Annotated in this window: 20 protein-coding genes; 8 read left to right on the forward strand and 12 right to left on the reverse strand. The window is 67.2% G+C overall.

Features of this window, described 5'->3' with window-relative positions:
- Positions 1 to 14: 14 nt before the first annotated feature.
- Genes ASC67_RS12865 through ASC67_RS12875 form a run of 3 tightly spaced genes read left to right on the forward strand, consistent with a single transcriptional unit; the run spans position 15 to position 1,517 of the window.
- A complete protein-coding gene (locus tag ASC67_RS12865) occupies positions 15 to 389 on the forward strand; it encodes a hypothetical protein (protein ID WP_056321215.1) in 375 nt (124 codons plus the stop codon).
- A gap of 13 nt (positions 390 to 402) precedes the next feature.
- Complete coding sequence (locus ASC67_RS12870) at positions 403 to 864, forward strand: disulfide bond formation protein B (RefSeq protein WP_056321220.1); 462 nt, start codon at positions 403 to 405, stop codon at positions 862 to 864.
- On the forward strand, positions 861 to 1,517 hold the full coding sequence (locus ASC67_RS12875) for a thioredoxin domain-containing protein (protein WP_056321225.1): 657 nt from the start codon (positions 861 to 863) through the stop codon (positions 1,515 to 1,517). Before ASC67_RS12870 ends, ASC67_RS12875 begins: the two co-directional genes overlap by 4 nt.
- A gap of 477 nt (positions 1,518 to 1,994) precedes the next feature.
- Here the strand turns inward: ASC67_RS12875 and ASC67_RS12880 are convergent, their stop codons facing one another.
- The 3 genes from ASC67_RS12880 to ASC67_RS12890 all read right to left on the reverse strand — a co-directional run bounded on the left by ASC67_RS12880 (position 1,995) and on the right by ASC67_RS12890 (position 3,619).
- Positions 1,995 to 2,396: a DUF305 domain-containing protein gene (locus ASC67_RS12880; RefSeq protein WP_056321229.1), complete on the reverse strand. Its 402-nt coding sequence runs from the start codon at positions 2,394 to 2,396 to the stop codon at positions 1,995 to 1,997.
- Between the two features lie 294 nt (positions 2,397 to 2,690).
- Positions 2,691 to 3,128 carry a hypothetical protein gene (locus ASC67_RS12885; RefSeq protein ID WP_200946937.1) on the reverse strand — a complete coding sequence of 146 codons (438 nt, stop codon included), beginning with the start codon at positions 3,126 to 3,128 and terminating at the stop codon, positions 2,691 to 2,693.
- Between the two features lie 194 nt (positions 3,129 to 3,322).
- Positions 3,323 to 3,619: a heavy-metal-associated domain-containing protein gene (locus ASC67_RS12890; protein WP_310731984.1), complete on the reverse strand. Its 297-nt coding sequence runs from the start codon at positions 3,617 to 3,619 to the stop codon at positions 3,323 to 3,325.
- Between the two features lie 135 nt (positions 3,620 to 3,754).
- Here ASC67_RS12890 and ASC67_RS12895 point away from each other — a divergent pair, with 135 nt between their 5' ends.
- Entirely contained in the window at positions 3,755 to 6,208 is a 2,454-nt protein-coding gene (locus ASC67_RS12895) for a heavy metal translocating P-type ATPase (protein ID WP_056321239.1), read from the forward strand.
- A gap of 2 nt (positions 6,209 to 6,210) precedes the next feature.
- Positions 6,211 to 6,684 carry a Cu(I)-responsive transcriptional regulator gene (gene cueR, locus ASC67_RS12900; RefSeq protein ID WP_056321242.1) on the forward strand — a complete coding sequence of 158 codons (474 nt, stop codon included), beginning with the start codon at positions 6,211 to 6,213 and terminating at the stop codon, positions 6,682 to 6,684.
- Positions 6,685 to 6,713: 29 nt separating this feature from the next.
- On the opposite strand, the gene ASC67_RS12905 is transcribed toward cueR, so the two are convergent.
- The 9 genes from ASC67_RS12905 to ASC67_RS12945 all read right to left on the reverse strand — a co-directional run bounded on the left by ASC67_RS12905 (position 6,714) and on the right by ASC67_RS12945 (position 12,977).
- Entirely contained in the window at positions 6,714 to 7,094 is a 381-nt protein-coding gene (locus ASC67_RS12905; RefSeq protein WP_056321246.1) for a hypothetical protein, read from the reverse strand.
- A gap of 88 nt (positions 7,095 to 7,182) precedes the next feature.
- Positions 7,183 to 7,554, reverse strand: coding sequence for a copper-binding protein (locus ASC67_RS12910; protein ID WP_056321251.1), 372 nt, complete (start codon positions 7,552 to 7,554; stop codon positions 7,183 to 7,185).
- Positions 7,551 to 8,033, reverse strand: a complete 483-nt coding sequence (locus ASC67_RS12915; RefSeq protein ID WP_056321254.1) for a DUF411 domain-containing protein — start codon at positions 8,031 to 8,033, stop codon at positions 7,551 to 7,553. The genes ASC67_RS12910 and ASC67_RS12915 overlap by 4 nt, the downstream gene beginning before the upstream one ends.
- Positions 8,030 to 8,524 (reverse strand): cupredoxin domain-containing protein, encoded by a 495-nt coding sequence (locus tag ASC67_RS12920; RefSeq protein ID WP_056322117.1) that lies wholly within the window; start codon positions 8,522 to 8,524, stop codon positions 8,030 to 8,032. Before ASC67_RS12920 ends, ASC67_RS12915 begins: the two co-directional genes overlap by 4 nt.
- Positions 8,525 to 8,614: 90 nt before the next feature.
- Positions 8,615 to 10,039 (reverse strand): multicopper oxidase family protein, encoded by a 1,425-nt coding sequence (locus ASC67_RS12925; RefSeq protein ID WP_056321258.1) that lies wholly within the window; start codon positions 10,037 to 10,039, stop codon positions 8,615 to 8,617.
- A gap of 17 nt (positions 10,040 to 10,056) precedes the next feature.
- Positions 10,057 to 11,442 carry a TolC family protein gene (locus tag ASC67_RS12930; RefSeq protein ID WP_404932877.1) on the reverse strand — a complete coding sequence of 462 codons (1,386 nt, stop codon included), beginning with the start codon at positions 11,440 to 11,442 and terminating at the stop codon, positions 10,057 to 10,059.
- 68 nt (positions 11,443 to 11,510) lie between these two features.
- Entirely contained in the window at positions 11,511 to 11,894 is a 384-nt protein-coding gene (locus ASC67_RS20635) for a hypothetical protein (RefSeq protein WP_156466766.1), read from the reverse strand.
- A gap of 109 nt (positions 11,895 to 12,003) precedes the next feature.
- Positions 12,004 to 12,438, reverse strand: a complete 435-nt coding sequence (locus ASC67_RS20640; RefSeq protein ID WP_156466767.1) for a hypothetical protein — start codon at positions 12,436 to 12,438, stop codon at positions 12,004 to 12,006.
- A gap of 116 nt (positions 12,439 to 12,554) precedes the next feature.
- The gene (locus ASC67_RS12945; protein WP_235566315.1) at positions 12,555 to 12,977 is read right to left on the reverse strand and encodes a TolC family protein; all 423 of its coding nucleotides are present in this window, start codon (positions 12,975 to 12,977) and stop codon (positions 12,555 to 12,557) included.
- Between the two features lie 177 nt (positions 12,978 to 13,154).
- Between ASC67_RS12945 and ASC67_RS12950 the strand changes: the two genes are divergently transcribed.
- From ASC67_RS12950 to ASC67_RS12960, 3 genes are all read left to right on the forward strand, one after another.
- Positions 13,155 to 13,568: a hypothetical protein gene (locus ASC67_RS12950; protein ID WP_056321278.1), complete on the forward strand. Its 414-nt coding sequence runs from the start codon at positions 13,155 to 13,157 to the stop codon at positions 13,566 to 13,568.
- Positions 13,569 to 13,581: 13 nt separating this feature from the next.
- On the forward strand, positions 13,582 to 13,818 hold the full coding sequence (locus ASC67_RS12955) for a DUF2933 domain-containing protein (protein WP_056321283.1): 237 nt from the start codon (positions 13,582 to 13,584) through the stop codon (positions 13,816 to 13,818).
- Between the two features lie 353 nt (positions 13,819 to 14,171).
- Entirely contained in the window at positions 14,172 to 16,487 is a 2,316-nt protein-coding gene (locus ASC67_RS12960; protein WP_404932878.1) for a copper-transporting P-type ATPase, read from the forward strand.
- The last annotated feature ends 74 nt before the right edge of the window (positions 16,488 to 16,561 follow it).

A 16,561-nucleotide genomic window follows, 5' to 3' on the forward strand; every position in this document is an offset into this window, starting at 1 on the left:
CCGAAAGGACTTCCATGAAGACCCAAGCCCTGTTTGCTTCAATCACCTTGGCCCTGGCCGGCTCGGCCTTCGCCGCCGGCGACAAGCACGACCACAAACCGCTGCACGGCGGCGTGGTCGTGGAGGTGAAGGACATGGACTACGAACTGGTGGCCAAGCCGACCGTGATCCAGCTCCATCTGCGCGACCACGGCAAGGCGGCCGACCTGAGCAAGGCGACCGCCAAGCTCACGCTGCTCACCGGCACCGAGAAGCAGGAGGTCGAACTGAAGCCCGCCGGCGACAAGCTCGAAGCGACCGGCAGCTTCAAGGTCGGCCCGGGCACCAAGGCCGTGGCCATCGTGACGGTCGCCGGCAAGCCATCGACGGCACGCTTCACCCTGAAGTAAGGTGGCCCGCGCCATGAACAGCGCGCGCGGCGAACAGGACAGCCCAGTACCCACCCGGCCACGCACCGGTTGGGTGTGGCTGTCGGCTGCCTGGGCTGTCGCCCTGGTGTCGACCTTCGCTGCACTGTTCATCGGCGAGGTGATGGGCATGACGCCCTGCCAGCTCTGCTGGTACCAGCGCATCCTCATGTTTCCGCTGGCCGTGATCCTCGGCATGGCGGCCTTCGGCAACGACCGGCGCGGGGCCGTCTATGCGTTGCCACTGGCGCTGGGCGGCGCTGCGGTGGCCGGTTATCACACCGTACTCGTTGCAGGTTGGGTGCCACAGTGGTGGATTCCTTGCGGTGCGGGCCCGTCCTGCAGCGATCAGAAACTGGTGATCCTCGGCGACATCCAGATCCCGTGGCTGTCGCTGCTGGCGTTCACCGCCATCGTCGCCTTCCTGCTCGTGTACCTGCGAAAGACCCGATCATGAACACCAAGAAGGTCGCCATTGGCGGCATCCTGATCCTTGTGGTCGCCGCCTTCGCCCTGGGCGTCAGCCTGTATCGCAAGCAGACACAGAGCGCCCAGGACGAGACGGTGCGCGCCGAACAGACGCGGCTGGTGCGCATGCACTCGCCGGTGCTCGGGCCGCAGGGCGCGCCGGTCACGATCGTCGAGTTCTTCGACCCGGCCTGCGAGACCTGCCGCGCGTTCTATCCGATCGTCAAGAGCCTGATGGCGAAGTACCCCGACGACGTCCGGCTCGTCATCCGCTACGCGCCGCTCCACCAGGGCTCCGACCAGGTGGTGAAGCTGCTCGAAGCGGCCAAGCGCCAGGGCAAGTACCAGCCGGTGCTGGAAGCGGTGCTGCAGGCGCAGGCAACCTGGGCCGACCACGGGCGGCCCAACCCCGCGCTCACCTTCGAGATCGCGAAAGCGGCCGGCCTGGACATCGAGCGGGCCCGGGAGGACATGGCCCGGCCCGAGATGCAGGCGCTGCTAGCCCAGGATGTCGAAGACCTCACCGCCCTGCAGTTGAGCCGGACGCCTACCTTCTTCGTCAACGGCCGCAGCCTGCCCAGCTTTGGGCCGGACCAGCTCGCCGCCCTCGTGGCAGAGGAAGTTGCGAAGGCGAAGCGATAGGCCGACGGAGGCTGCGGTTCTGGCAGCCCGCCTCAGGCCGCTGACGTCGCCGGTCCGGCATCGAGGCATCGCCGCGATAGGCGGGTGTTGGTGGCCTGCATGCTCAAGCTGCTGACTACGCTCAATGCCGTGGTCAGAACCAACAAACCTTGGGATAACTCGCTCCAGGGCACTTGACTCGGAAGACGGTTACTCAGTCGCGTCCGGTTGCGAAGGCCGAGCGTTACCGACTCCTGAGGTCCTACGCGCGGATTGACGTTCTGCGCGCTCCGGGGCTCCGGCTTCAGTCCCCACACATGTTCGGTGGACCGCGAACCGATGTGCTGCAGATGCTCAGCGTCGCAGGCGATCAAGCCTTGGTGCGCGGCTACAGCTGGCGCAAATGCGCCCACGCAGACCCTGACGGTGGAAACAGCGTTTTGTGGGTCGACACGTCATCCGGCTCCACGCTCCAATCGTGAGCCCCGCCACCACCCATCACTTCTGCTTGGCGAGCCACTTGTCGAACTGCGCGATCTCTTTCTTCTGGGCCACGATGATCTGCTTGGCCATGGCCTTCATCTCGGCGGACTTGCCGTGCGCAAGTTCCATGTCGGCCATGTTCAAGGCTTGCTGATGGTGCATCTTCATCATCATCGCGAAGTCCTTGTCGGTGTCGCCTGACATCGGCATCTTCTGCATGCCGTCCATGCCCTTCATCATGGACGCCTTCATGTCATGCGGCCCGGCCGTGCCCTTGTGCATGTCACCCATGGGCATGCTGGCCGATGGGGCCATCGTCGGGGTCGTCTGCGCCTGAGCCGGCGCCGATGCGAGCGCAAGGGCCGCCATGGGTACGAGGACCAGGGCCTGGACGGGGTTGCGCTTCTTGATGTTCATGGGGGTTTCCTTGAGGTGAATTTCGGTGATCAGTGCGCCATGAAGTGGCATCGAGCCAACGGTTCAGGCGCCGCGTTGTGCAGGCACGCTGTAGCGCAACGCAGCCACGCGACGCTTGCACGACTCCTGGAGGTTTCATCGATCCGCGCGAGCATGAGACTTCCTGAACCGCCACGCGCTTTGCAGGGGCTCAGCGTGGCTGGTTGCGACGGCGCTGGCTGTGCGGCAGCGAACACTGGAGTCAGCCGCGTCTGCCTCGGCGCTGAAAGGCGCCTGTCACGACGCCGTCTCGGCCTAGTTCGCAGCTTGCGCGCAGTGAGCAAGCTGCCGTCTCACGAACCACACGGTCAGCAGCGGCAGCACGATCCACTGCAGCAGCGGCACCAGGCCGATGTCGGTGCCTGGCACCAGGGGCATCGTCGGCAGGTAGTTCCAGCTGGCCATCCAGTACCCGCGCGTCGCAAGCCACTCGATGACAGCGGTGATCGAAACGCCGATCGCAACGAACAAGGACAACTGCCAGCCCTTCGACGCCAGGATCCAGCTGCGGCTGCGCACGACAACAGCCACGACGCCATAAGCGAGCAGCATGATCACCGCGTCGCCGACCGTGGCCTGCAGGCAGGCCTTCGTCACCTGGGCGTGAGGCATCTCGGCCATTCCGACGAACAAGGGCGCCTGCAGGATCTCCCATGCGAAGTTGAGCAGCAACGCGAAGGCTGCGACGTTCAACTCTGGGGTGTCGGTCAGAGCACCGACAGCTCGGCCGAGGCTCGTGCCAGGGCGCTCAGGTCGCAACATGTCAGCAACTCCAGGAGACCGGGCGGGGTGAGATCGTCACACAGCTCCACCGGGCAGCAAGCCGTTCATCACCCCTTGGGCCACGACATCCCCGGCCGGGAACATCGCGACCGCTTCCACCGCCCTTATCGGCAGCCGCAGCACGAGCCGCGCTTCTGCGGCGCTGCTTCACCGGCAACCGCCTCGACCGGAACCGGCGTGTAGCCGGCGTCCTTGATGGCTTCCGCCAGTTCCTCGGCATCGGCCGAGACCGGCTCTACCTGCACCCGGTGCGTGGCCAGATCAATCTGAACCTTGGCGTCCTTGTCGGTGGCCTTCAGCGCCTTCGTGATGGTGCTGACGCAGTGGCCGCAAGTCATGTCGTTGACTTCGAAAGCAATCATGGCGGGGTCCCGTGGGTTGTTGATGGCTTGACTTTCCACCCTCCTACTGTTGGAAGGTCAAGCGCTCATTTCGGAAGTCCACAATTGCAGCATGCAGAATCGCCAGCTGCTGTTGACCTTGCCATCGTTAGAACCTTGACGATGCACAGGATCGAACAACTTCCCGAGGCATCCATGAACACCGCCGCACTCTCCGACATCCGGCTTCAGGTCACGGGCATGACCTGTGCCTCCTGCGTCATGCGCGTCGAGAAGTCGCTCAAGGCTGTCACCGGCGTGACGCAAGCCAGCGTCAACCTGGCGACTGAACAAGCCTCAGTGAGCGCCGATCCCTCGGTCACCGCAGACAGGCTGGCCGCTGCCGTGCGCAAGGCCGGCTACGACGTGGCGACGACCGAAACCACGCTGCTGGTCGAAGGCATGAGCTGCGCCTCGTGCGTGTCTCGCGTCGAGAAGGCACTGCGAAAGGTCCCCGGCGTCTCCGGCGCCACCGTCAATCTCGCGACCGAGAAGGCCAGCATCCAGGCGCTGTCGACCGTTCCAGTCGCAGCGCTGAAGGCGGCCATCGAGAAGGCCGGCTACGGCGCGAAGGACGTTCAGGAAGCGAAGTCGCAGACTGCGCCTCGCTTGCCGGCTTGGTGGCCCGTCGCCGTGAGCGGTGTCTTGACGCTGCCGCTGGTCCTGCCGATGCTGCTGCAGCTCTTCGGCATCGACTGGATGCTGGACGGCTGGCTCCAGCTGGCGCTGGCGACCCCGGTGCAGTTCTGGCTCGGCTGGCGCTTCTACCGCGCCGGCTGGAAGGCCGTGCTCGCAAAGACCGGCAACATGGACCTGCTGGTGGCGCTGGGCACCTCGGCGGCCTATGGACTGTCGGTCTACCTGCTCTTCAAGCATGCCGCACATGGCATGCCGCACCTGTACTTCGAGGCCTCGGCGGCCGTCATCACGCTGGTGCTGCTGGGCAAGTGGCTGGAACAGCGCGCGAAGCGACAGACGGCCGACGCGATCCGCGCGCTGAACGCGCTGCGCCCGACCACCGCGCGCGTGCGCCGCGGTGATGTCGAGCTTGACGTGCCCGTGGAGCAAGTCGTGGTCGGCGACCTCGTCATCGTGCGCCCCGGTGACCGCGTGGCCGTGGACGGTGACATCGTCGAAGGCCGCAGCCACATCGACGAATCGCTCATCACCGGCGAGAGCCTGCCGGTGGCCAAGGGTGTCGGCGACAAGGTGACCGGCGGCGCCATCAATGCCGAAGGCGCGCTGACGGTCCGCACCACGGCGATCGGCGCCGAGACGACGCTGGCCCGCATCATCCGCATGGTCGAGTCGGCCCAGGCCGCGAAGGCGCCGATCCAGCGCATCGTCGACCGCGTGAGCGCGGTGTTCGTGCCGGTGGTGCTGGTGATCGCGCTGCTGACCTTCCTGGGCTGGGTGGGCTTCACGGGCGACTGGGAGCAGGCGCTCATCAACGCCGTGGCCGTGCTGGTCATCGCCTGCCCGTGTGCGCTCGGGCTGGCCACGCCGACGGCGATCATGGCCGGCACGGGTGTCGCGGCGCGCCACGGCATCCTCATCAAGGACGCGGAAGCGCTGGAAGTGGCGCACGCCGTCACCGTGGTCGCGTTCGACAAAACCGGCACGCTCACCGAAGGCAAGCCATCCCTCGCCGCCGTGGTGGCAGCAGTGGGTTCGACCAGGGATGATGTGCTGCGCCTGGCCGCCGCGCTGCAGAAGTCGAGCAGCCATCCGCTCGCCGTGGCCGTGATGGACCAGGTTCGCCATGAGCGCCTGCCTGTGCCCGAGGCGCACGAGGCCCAGGCGTTGCCGGGGCGCGGCGTGCAGGGGGTCGTGCGCGGCCAGACGCTGGCCCTGGGGAGCACGCGCCTACTGCGCGAGCTGGGCCTCGAAGAAGGCGGCTTGCATGCTGAAGCGCAACGGCTGGAGCAGCAGGGCAGGACCGTGTCGTGGCTGGTTCAGTCCGATGCTGGTTATCGGCGTTCACTCGGCCTACTTGCCTTCGGCGACACCGTCAAGCCAGCCGCAGCGGAAGCGGTATCTCGGCTGCATCAACTCGGCATCCGCACCGTGATGCTGACCGGCGACAACCGGGGCGCGGCCGAAGCCGTCGCGAAGGAGCTGGGCATCGCCGATGTGCGTGCCGAGGTGCTGCCCGGCGACAAGGCGGCGATCGTCAAGGAACTTCGCGACGCCGGCGAGGTGGTGGCCTTCGTCGGCGACGGTCTGAACGACGGACCGGCGCTCGCCGCCGCATCGGTGTCGTACGCGATGGCGGGTGGCGCCGACGTGGCAACCGAGACCGCCGGCATCACGCTGATGCGCGGCGACCCGCGGCTGGTGGCCGACTCTCTGGACATCTCGCGCCGCACCTACTCGAAGATCAAGCAGGGCCTGTTCTGGGCCTTCGGCTACAACGTGCTCGGCATTCCGTTGGCGGCTCTGGGTTTGCTGAACCCGGTCATCGCCGGTGCCGCGATGGCCTTCAGCAGCGTCAGCGTCGTTCTGAACGCGCTGACCCTGAGCCGCTGGCGTGGTGTCGCCGACGGTCGTGCGGCACGGCCGACGCACCAGCAAATCCGAACCGTGACCGCCTTGGGAGAGCAGCGATGAGCATGAACATCGGCGAAGCCGCGAAAGCTTCTGGCGTGTCGGCGAAGATGATCCGCCACTACGAGAGCGTCGGGCTCTTCCCCGAGGCGGCGCGCACCGATTCCGGCTACCGGCAGTACACCGCCAAGGAAGTCAGCACGCTGCGCTTCGTGCGCCATTCTCGCGACCTCGGTTTCTCCATCGACCAGATCCGCGAACTGCTCGGCCTGTGGCAAGACCGCAAGCGGCCGAGCCGGCAGGTGCGCGCGCTGGCGCAGGCGCATATCGAAGAGCTTGATGAGAAGCTGCAGGAGCTGCAGTCGATGAAGGCGACGCTCGAGCACTTGGTGCACTGCTGCCACGGTGACGACAGGCCCGACTGCCCGATCATCGACTCGCTCTCCCACGAAACAGCCGCTCCGGCAGCTACCGCGCATCACGCAGCCGGCAGAAACGTCGGACTGCAACCGGGGCGGGCGCGTCGCCGGGCGACCTGATCGACGCTGCCGGCTGCAGCAAAGCGGATTCAGCGCGCCAGGTCGATCGTCAGGCTCACCGGGGCACTGCCCTTGTTGGTCCACATCCAGCAGTAGTCCTGCCCGACCGTGACGTTCAACGTGTCGCGGCCACTGCTGACCTGTGCCTGCTTGGCCGGGAACACGGCTTCCTTGCCGACGTGATAGTGGATGTTGAAGTCCACCGGCGCTGCGGTTGCGAAGTTCCAGCGCACACCCTCGCCCACCGTCAGCTTGCCGCACACCTCGACGAACTTGCCCGCCGCAATCTGCGTCTTGTGAGCGAAGCGACCGTCGGGGGACCAGGCGATGTCGACGATGTGGCTGGAGGCGAAAGCCACGCCGGGGAGTGCAAGCATGGCCAGCACGCCGCAGGCTCGGAATTGCGTCATGTTCTTGCTTTCTGCTCGATGGCTTCCTGGATTCTCAAACGTCGTGGGAAAGACCGGATCGGCCCACCGCGAGCGGGCCCGACGCCGCCTACTGTGCCATCTGCATCTCGGTGACCGTGAACTTGCCTGCGTCGTTGATGGCCTTGAACTTGATCTTGTCGCCGGCCTTCAGCTTGTCGAGCATCGCCTTGTCCTTGACGACAAACACCATCGTCATCGCCGGCATGTCCAGGCTCTTGATGTCTGCATGCTTGAGGGTCAGCTTGCCGCCCTCCTTGTCGACCTTGCGCACCTCGCCGTCGGTCATGTCGCCCGCAGCGGCTTGTGCCATCGGCTTGGCATGATCACCATGCGCACCGTGGCCACCCTGGTGGCTGGCAGCCCAGGCCGGCGATGCGGCTGCGGCGGAAATCAGCAAAGCGATGCCAGTGGCGCGGAAGAAGGTCTTTGAGCGGTTCATGAGCGTTCCTTTTGCTTGAAGTAGCTATTGAAAATCTGAGTGCTGCCATCGTGGGCGATGAGCAGCACGTCGTAGGGGTCCTGCAGGTTGTCGAAAGCAGGACCGTCCATACCCGGGGAGCCCACCGGCATGCCCGGCACGGCCAGGCCAATCGCGTCGGGGCGTTCTTTCAGCAGCCGGCGGATGTCGGCTGCGGGGACGTGGCCCTCGATGGCATAACGGCCCACGAGAGCCGTGTGGCACGAGCCGAGCTTCATGGGCACCTTCAGCCGGGCGCGGGCACCGGTGTTGCCGACGTCGTTGACCTTGACCCTAAAGCCGTTGGCCTCGAGGTGGGTGATCCAGTCCTTGCAGCAGCCGCAGGTCGGGCTCTTCCAGACCTCGACGAGCACCGCCTGGCCCTGCGCCTGCAGCACCGCGGGGATGGCAAGCAGTCCGCCAGCGCTGAGCAGGGAACCCAGTGCCTGACGGCGCTTCATGCCTTGCCCGCCGGGGCGACCATGATCGTGCCCACCATGCCGCCCTGGTAGTGGCCGGCGATCAGGCAGGCGAACTCGAACTCGCCGGCGCGGTTGAAGGTCCAGACGATCTCGCCGGTCTTGCCGGGCGGGACATGCGCCATGTAGGGCTCGTCGTGTTCCATGTTCGGGAACTTCACCATCATCTCGGCGTGCTTGCCGTTCTCGGATTTCGTGCCGATGACGAACTCGTGCATGACCTTGCCGGTGTTGCGAACCACGAACTTCACCGTCTCGCCCTGTCGCACATCGATGCGCGCAGGCGTGAAGCGCATGTTGTCGGCCATGCCGACCTCGATGCTGCGCTTGGCGCTCTTGGCATCGCCGGCGATGCCCCAGTCCTTCTGCTCCTTGACCACCGGGCCCTTTTTCGGCGCGTGCGGCTTGTCGGTGTGAGCCCGCGCGGGCGTGGCCAGCAGGAGCATCGCCGCCGCAGCGGCGGAAAGCGCCATGCGCGTCACAGCGGTGCGGCGGGCGTGCGAGATCGTCTTCGGTTCGTTCATGCGGTACTCCTTGAGTGGTGAGAGTGAGTCTTGTTGCGGTCAGTGGCCCGAGTGGCCGCCCGCGGGCTTGCGCACTTTGACCTCGACGTCCTGCGTCGGCTTGGCCACTGGCGGCATGGAGCCCGGCCCAGGGCTGGCGTCGGCCTTGAAGCGCGCCGGGTCGGGCAAGGCGCCCGTGAACTCGTAGGCCACCGTGCCCGGCGGGTGCTGGTACCAACCCGGGTCGCTGTAGTCGCCCCGCTTCTGGTCCTTGCGCACCTTCACAACGCTGAACATGCCGCCCATGCCGACAGCGCCGAACGGCCCGGTGCCCGTCATCATGGCAGCGGTGTTGTCGGGCAGCGGCATCTCCATCTCGGTCATGTCCTTCATGCCGCGTTCGCCCATCACCATGTAGTCGGGGATGAGCTTGGTGATTTGCCGCGCCACGCCGCGGTGGTCCACACCGATCATGGTCGGCACGTCGTGGCCCATCGCGTTCATCGTGTGGTGGCTCTTGTGGCAGTGGAAGGCCCAGTCGCCCTCCTCGTCGGCGAGGAAGTCCATCTGCCGCATCTGCCCCACCGCGATGTCGGCCGTCACCTCGTACTGGCGGGTGCTCTTCGGCGTCGGCCCGCCGTCGGTGCCGGTGATCAGGAACTCGTGCCCGTGCAGGTGAATCGGGTGGTTGGTCATCGTCAGGTTGCCCACCCGGATGCGCACCTTGTCCATGTGCCTCACCACCAGCGGGTCGATGCCCGGGAAGATGCGGCTGTTCCAGCTCCACAGGTTGAAGTCCAGCATCGTCATGATCTTCGGCGTGGCAGCGCCGGGGTCAATGTCGTAGGCGTTGAGCAGGAAGCAAAAGTCCCGGTCGACCTCGTCGATCAGCGGGTGCTTGCCCTTCGGGTGCGTGATCCAGAAGCCCATCATCCCCATCGCCATCTGCACCATCTCGTCGGCATGCGGGTGGTACATGAAGGTGCCGGGCCGGCGCGCCACGAACTCGTAGACGTAGGTCTTGCCCGGCGGGATGCCCGGCTGGTTCAGGCCGGTCACGCCGTCCATGCCGTTGGGCAGGCGCTGGCCGTGCCAGTGGATGCTGGTGAGCTCGCCCAGCTTGTTGGTGACGAAGAGGCGCACGCGGTCGCCCTCCACCACCTCGATGGTCGGCCCCGGGCTCTGGCCGTTGTAGCCCCACAGGTGGGCCTTGAAGCCGGGGCTCATCTCGCGGACCACGGGTTCGGCGACGAGGTGGAACTCCTTGACGCCGTTGTTCATGCGCCAGGGCAGCGTCCAGCCGTTGAGCGTGACGACGGGGTTGTAGGGGCGCCCGGTGTTGGGCACCAGCGGCGGCATGGTGTCGGGCTTGGTCTGTATGACCGGCTCGGGCAGCGCGGCCATCGCCACCTTGCTGACCGAGGCGGCGGCGGCCGCTGCGGTGATGGCACCTGCGCCACCGAGCATCTTGCGTCGGGAAAGCATATGAGAGTCCTTCATGTTCAGTGGCCTGCGCCAGCGGCTTCGGCCGCCATCGCGGGGCCGGCGGCCGCGGCAAGGCTGGGTTTGCCGATCAGCGCCATGTCGAGGTCGGCCTGTGCGATCCAGAAGTCGCGCAGCGCCTCGATGGAGGCGTTCACGCTGGCGATCTGCGTGCGAGCGTCTGCGAGCAGTTCGAACACGCCGATCAGCATGCCGTTGTAGCGAAGCACGTTCTCCTCGGCGATGCGCTGATTCAGCGGCACGACTTCGTCGCGGTGGTGCCTTGCGATGTCGTAGGCCGAGCGGTAGCCGGTGTAGGCCTCGCGCACCTCGGAGCGCGCGTTGATCGCGGTCTCGGCGGCGCGATGCAGCGTCTGCATGTACACCGCCTCGGCACGTGCCACACGCGCACCGCCCCAGTCGAACAGCGGCAACTCGAATGCGATCTCCCAGCCGCGTTGGGTCGGCTCTTCGTTCGAGCTGTTGCGCATCACGCCCAGTTCCAGCACGTTGACGAAGCGCGTGGTTTTCGTCAAACCCAGGTTGCTCGCCGTCTGTTCTGCCGCCTGCTTGGCACCTTGCACGTCCAGCCGCTGCGTCAGAGCCACCTGCTCGACGTCGGGCAGGTCCAGTGGAGATGGCGGCAGGTCCGGCAGCCGTTCGGGCAAGGCGAAGGCAGTCTGGGTCCCCCAGACGCCGAGCAGACGCACCAGGCGCTCGCGCGTCGAGCGCTGGGCCTGTTCCGCCCGGGCGAGCTGAAGCGCAGCGTTGGCGTAGAACGATTGTTCCCGGGCACGTTGCAGTTTGTTGAAGTTGCCGACCTGCTCCATGCGCCGGGCCAGCTCGGCGCTGGCGTCAGCCGCCTGCTTCACCTGCCGCATGTAGCGAACGGTCTCTTCCGCCGCCAGCGCAGTGAAATAGGCTTTGCGCGTGTCGGCGGCCAGCGACAGCACGTTCATCGCCACGCGCCCCTTCACTTGCTCGAAGCGGCGCGCCTCCATGCGGCCGATCAACGGCATGGCCACCAGGCGCGCCAGGTTGAAGTGCACGCCGCGCTCGATCTCTCGCTCGTCGCCGCGGCTCGAGCGGCCGAAGCTGAAGCCTGGGTTCGGCAGGCGCCCGGCCTGCACCACCTCGGCCTCGGTGATGCCGATCTCCTGGAAATCGGCCTGCAGCCCCCGGTTGTTGAGCAGTGCGACCTGAACCGCATCGTCCACCGTCAGTGGCTTGGCCAGCAGCTCAGCCACACGCTTGGCGATGGTGTCGAGGTCGGCGTCGCCGCGCGCCCAGTGCAGATCCTTGCCGATCCGTTCCTTGGTGGTCCGTTCGACAGCACTGAACCCACCGTCGGCGCCGAAGCTCGCGCAGCCCCCCAACACCACCGCGCTGGCGACAAGCGCCAGCACGCGGAGGCCGCGAACGCCGCGCCCTGCGGGCGCTAGACCTTGAATGTCATGGCTCATCGTGCGGCCTCTCAGTGCTTGTGGCCGGAATGGCCCGCGGGCATCGGCGGGGCGGCTAGCGCCGGCGTTGACGCGGGAGCCTGTGAGGGTGCCGCCGGCTTCTCCGCCGCGGTGGGATCGGGTTGCTGCGCCTCGCGCGCGTAGACCCGCCAGCCGCCGATGCGGGCCACGGCATCGTTGGCCTCGCGCCAGGCCACGGGCTTGTCGTCGCCGATGCGACGGAACTGTGCGAACGATGACTCGTAACGCACCGAAGGCACGTGGGCTCTCGGGTCCAGCGGATCGGGGCGTGTGGGGGCGGGCGACTGCGCGTGGACCTGCGCGGCCAGCAATAACGTGAGCAGAAGGCTCGGCAAGGCGCACGGGCTGCGCCGGCGCATGGGGATTGGGACCATGGAATCCTCGTGTGAACGTCTGGAGACGTCCCTGTCGCAGGCGCGGCGGGGACGGAACAGGACCTGGCTCGAGGCCGCGCGTCAATGCACGCGCGTCAACCCGAGCCGGTTACACGAGGACGTTTCGAGGGGGGCGGTCCGGCCCGTCGGCGGCGAAGGCGTCGACGGTGGGCACGACGGTGGTGAACACCGTCGGCGCTGCTTCGGTGGCCGGAACGACCGGCACCGTGGTCAGGATGGCACCCAGCGAGCAGCAGGAAGCGCAGACGCTGCACTTCTGCTTGGCAGCTTGGCTGGCCTTCAGCATGGATGAAGCGTCGTCGGAGAAAGCGGCTTCGGCCGCCATGCCCGCCTCGAGGCTGTTTGCGGCTACGGCGACGCTGTGATGAGAGTGCTCCGAGCCCGAGGCGGTAACCGCAGTACGGGCTTGCCCGCCGCCGTGGTGCGCGGGACCGCAGAACGCCATGGTCGCGGCAGACGCCCCTTGCACCGGAAGCGCAAGGACGATCAGCCAGACCAACAGCGTTCGGACGAACACACTCATGCCCGAAGTCTACTGTGCCCGCCCGGTCGGGGTGTTCCCGATCGGACCAAGCCCTGCACGACAAACCGGCATCCCTGGTGAGGCGCCATGCGCGGATGCGTGAGCCTGCTCATGCATTACCCCTCCCCCTGGGCAGTAGCCACCACTGCTGTGCGCCCCTCCGGCAGAAGGCGCGCTCCAAGCGCGCGCTGCAGCCCCACTACCTGCTGCTGCTGACCTGTCAAAGCCACAGACATTCCGATCTCGGCGCGCTGCGCCGAACGCTGCGCATCCAACAGTTCCAGCAGGTCGGTGCCGCCGGCCTCGAAGCGCTTGCGCGCGAGCTGCTCGGCCACGACGGCCTGGCGTGCCTGTTCCTGCAGGGATGCCAGGCGCAGCTGCCCCTGCCGCATCTGGGCCAGCGCGCTCTCCACCTCTTCCGTGGCCAGCAGCACGCGCTGCCGGTAGGCCAGCAGGGCCTCGCGCTCGCCGGCGCGGAAGGCCTGCAGACGGGCATCGACGCGCGCGTGGTCGAACACCGGGACGGAAACGCTCGGCACCACTAACCACGACGCCGGTGCCGGTTCAGGCCACCACCGTGGTGGCAGAGCCCGTCAAGACGGGCAACTGCTGCGGGTGCCGCGGCTGAAGAGGCCGTGCAGAAGACCTTGAGGCAGGTCAAGTCCGCAGGGCCGGTGCAGTGCGCATACTGGTCAACGAAATCCTAGGAGGTCATCATGAAAGTCGCCCTGGCAGTACTTGGCACCTCGTTCGTGCTGGCCGGTTGTGCCGCCGGCCCCAAGGAACCGGACCACGCAGCCCATCACCCGCCAGGCGCCGCAACGGCCGGTCCCGCGTCAACGACGCCCGGACAAATGGACTCGATGATGAAGTCGATGCAGGAGATGCACGACCGGATGATGGCCGCCAAGACCCCGGATGAGCGAACGAGGCTGATGCAGGAGCACATGAAGCTCATGCAGGACCACATGGCCATGATGGGCCGAATGCGCGGCGGCAAGGGTGGGATGGGGATGGGTGGCGGCATGCCGATGAGCCCCGAGATGATGGGCAAGCGCATGGACATGATGGAAATGATGATGAAGATGATGATGGACCGCGAGGCGATGAAGGCGCCAGCGGCCAGGTAGGTCGAGGCGGGTCATGCATCCCCAGGACCCCACTCCACCGTCGCGCTGGCGTTCGCCGTTGGGCATCTTCATGCTCGTCGCGGGCGCGGTCGGCATCTACTACCTGCTCACCGAGCATCTGACGCACGTGACGCAGGCCATCCCTTACCTGGTCCTGCTGGCATGCCCGCTGATGCACTTCTTCCATGGGCACGGGCACCATGGCCACCGCGACCACGGGCAGCCCAAGGACCGCACACCGCCGCCATGACATGAAGCTCGGGCCTCGCGGTCACGTGAAGGCCGCCGAGCTGCTCTAGGGGATGGGAGCCATCGTTCTGGGCGCTGGCGCAGCGTTGATGCTGCCGGAGTGGCTCCACGCCTATGCCCTGCCGCTGCTGGCTGGTGGGGCATTCGTCCACGGCCTCGGCATGACCCTGAAGGTCCGCCTCGAACTTCGGGACGGCCCACCCCTCTGGTGGGAGCGGGCATTGTTCTGGCTATGCTGGCTTGGCCTGGCCGCGCTCGGCCTGTGGATTGCAGTCGTCTTCGCCGCTCGATGGCGCGCCCTTGACCTTCCCACCGGGACAAGGTCGAGACTGCCAGCAACAACAGGAGAGCGCCATGCCCGACCGCAGCAGCACGACCCACGATCACGCGCATCACGCCCATCACGCGCATGAGGCCGAGGGCACCCACGTGATGCCCGACGGCACGGTGATGAAGGGCGGACACCCCGACCACGCGGCGCACGGCCACCACGACCACGGGCATCACGTCCACACACGGTCGCAGCCGAAGCCCGTCCCTGGAGGCGACCCAGGCCAGGTCGAGTACACCTGCCCGATGCATCCGCAGGTGCGCCAGATGGGACCGGGGAGCTGCCCCATCTGCGGCATGGCGCTCGAGCCCGTGCTGGCGACGGCCGATCAAGGCGAGAGCCCCGAGCTGCGCGACATGACGAAGCGCTTCTGGATCGGCACCGCGCTGACCGTGCCGGTCTTTGCGCTGGAGATGGGCGGCCACCTGACGAACCTGAGTCACGTGCTCGGCCAGCAGATGTCGAACTTGATCCAGCTGCTGCTGGGCACGCCGGTGGTGCTGTGGGCGGGCTGGCCCTTCTTCGTGCGCGCCGTCGCGTCGGTGAAGAACCGCAGCCTCAACATGTTCTCGCTCATCGCGCTGGGCACGGGTGCGGCCTGGCTCTACAGCATCGTCGGGACGGTGGCGCCGCAGCTGTTCCCCGCGAACCTGCGCATGGCCGATGGCGCCGTCGCGATCTACTTCGAGGCGGCGGCGGTGATCACCGTGCTCGTGCTGCTCGGCCAGGTGCTGGAGCTACGCGCACGGGAGAAGACCTCGGGCGCCATCAAGGCCCTGCTGGGCTTAGCGCCGAAGACGGCGGTGAAGGTGAAGGCCGACGGCAGCGACGAGACCGTCCAGGTCGACGCCATCCAGGTCAGCGACCTGCTGCGCGTGCGCCCCGGCGAAAAGGTGGCGGTCGACGGCGAACTCACCGAGGGCAAGGGCAACGTCGACGAGTCGATGGTGACCGGCGAGCCGATTCCGGTAGCCAAGACTGTCGGCTCCAAGGTCACCGCCGGCACGCTGAACCAGACCGGCGGCTTCGTGATGCGTGCCGAGAAGGTCGGCGCCGACACCCTGCTGTCGCAGATCGTGCACATGGTCGCGGCCGCCCAGCGCAGCCGGGCCCCCATCCAGCGCATGGCCGACGAGGTGGCCGGCTGGTTCGTCCCCGTCGTGATCGGCGTGGCCGCACTGACCTTCGTCGCGTGGCTGGTCTGGGGGCCGTCGCCCGCGTTCAGCTACGCGCTGATCACCGCGGTGGCCGTGCTGATCATCGCCTGCCCCTGTGCGTTGGGGCTGGCCACGCCGATGTCGATCATGGTCGGTGTCGGCCGCGGCGCGCAGCACGGCGTACTCATCCGCGACGCTGAGGCACTCGAACGCATGGAGAAGGTCGACACGCTGGTCGTCGACAAGACCGGGACGCTGACCGAGGGCCGGCCCAAGGTCGTCCACATCGAACCCACGCCGGGCTTCACCGCCGACGCCGTGCTGCAGAAGCTCGCGAGCGTCGAGCGTGCCAGCGAGCATCCGCTGGCGATGGCCATCGTGATGGACGCGCAGGAGCGCAAGCTGCCGCTGTCGCCCGTCACGGACTTCGACTCGCCCGTCGGCAAGGGTGTCATCGGCACTGTCGAGGGTCAGGTCATCGTTTCGGGCAGCGCGAAGTTCCTGGCCGAGCACGGCGTCGACACGGCGAACCAGGTTGCCGCCGCGGAGGCGCAGCGCCAGAAGGCAGCGACGGTCATCTTCGTCGGCGTGGGCGGCGCGCTGGCGGGCTTCGTGGCGATTGCCGACCCGATCAAGGCGACGACGGGCCAGGCCCTGCGGGCGCTCAAGGCCGCGGGCGTGCGCATCGTCATGCTGACCGGCGACGGCAAGACCACGGCCGAGGCAGTCGGCCGCGAACTCGGCATCGACGAGGTGGTGGCCGAGGTCTTCCCCGAGGACAAGGCCTCGGTCGTGCAGCGGCTGAAGGCCGAGGGCCGCGTGGTCGCGATGGCCGGCGATGGCGTGAACGATGCGCCCGCGCTGGCCGCAGCCGACGTCGGCATCGCGATGGGCACCGGCACCGACGTGGCGATGGAGAGTTCGGGCATCACCCTGCTCCAGGGCGACCTGATGGGCATCGTGCGGGCGCGCACGCTGTCGCACGCGACGATGAAGAACATTCGGCAGAACCTGTTCCTGAGCTTCGCCTACAACGTGGCCGGCATTCCGCTCGCCGCCGGCGTGCTGTACCCCTTCTTCGGGCTGCTGCTGTCCCCGGTGGTCGCCGCGGCGGCGATGGCGCTGTCGTCGGTCAGCGTGATCGGCAACGCCCTGCGCCTGCGGACGGCGAAGGTGGACTGACGGCAGCGGGGCTACAGCCGGCCAGGGCTCCGACCAGGTGGTGACGCTGCTCGAAGCGGCCAAACGCCAGGGCC

The organism is Methylibium sp. Root1272 (assembly GCF_001425905.1).
Classification (GTDB): domain Bacteria; phylum Pseudomonadota; class Gammaproteobacteria; order Burkholderiales; family Burkholderiaceae_C; genus Methylibium.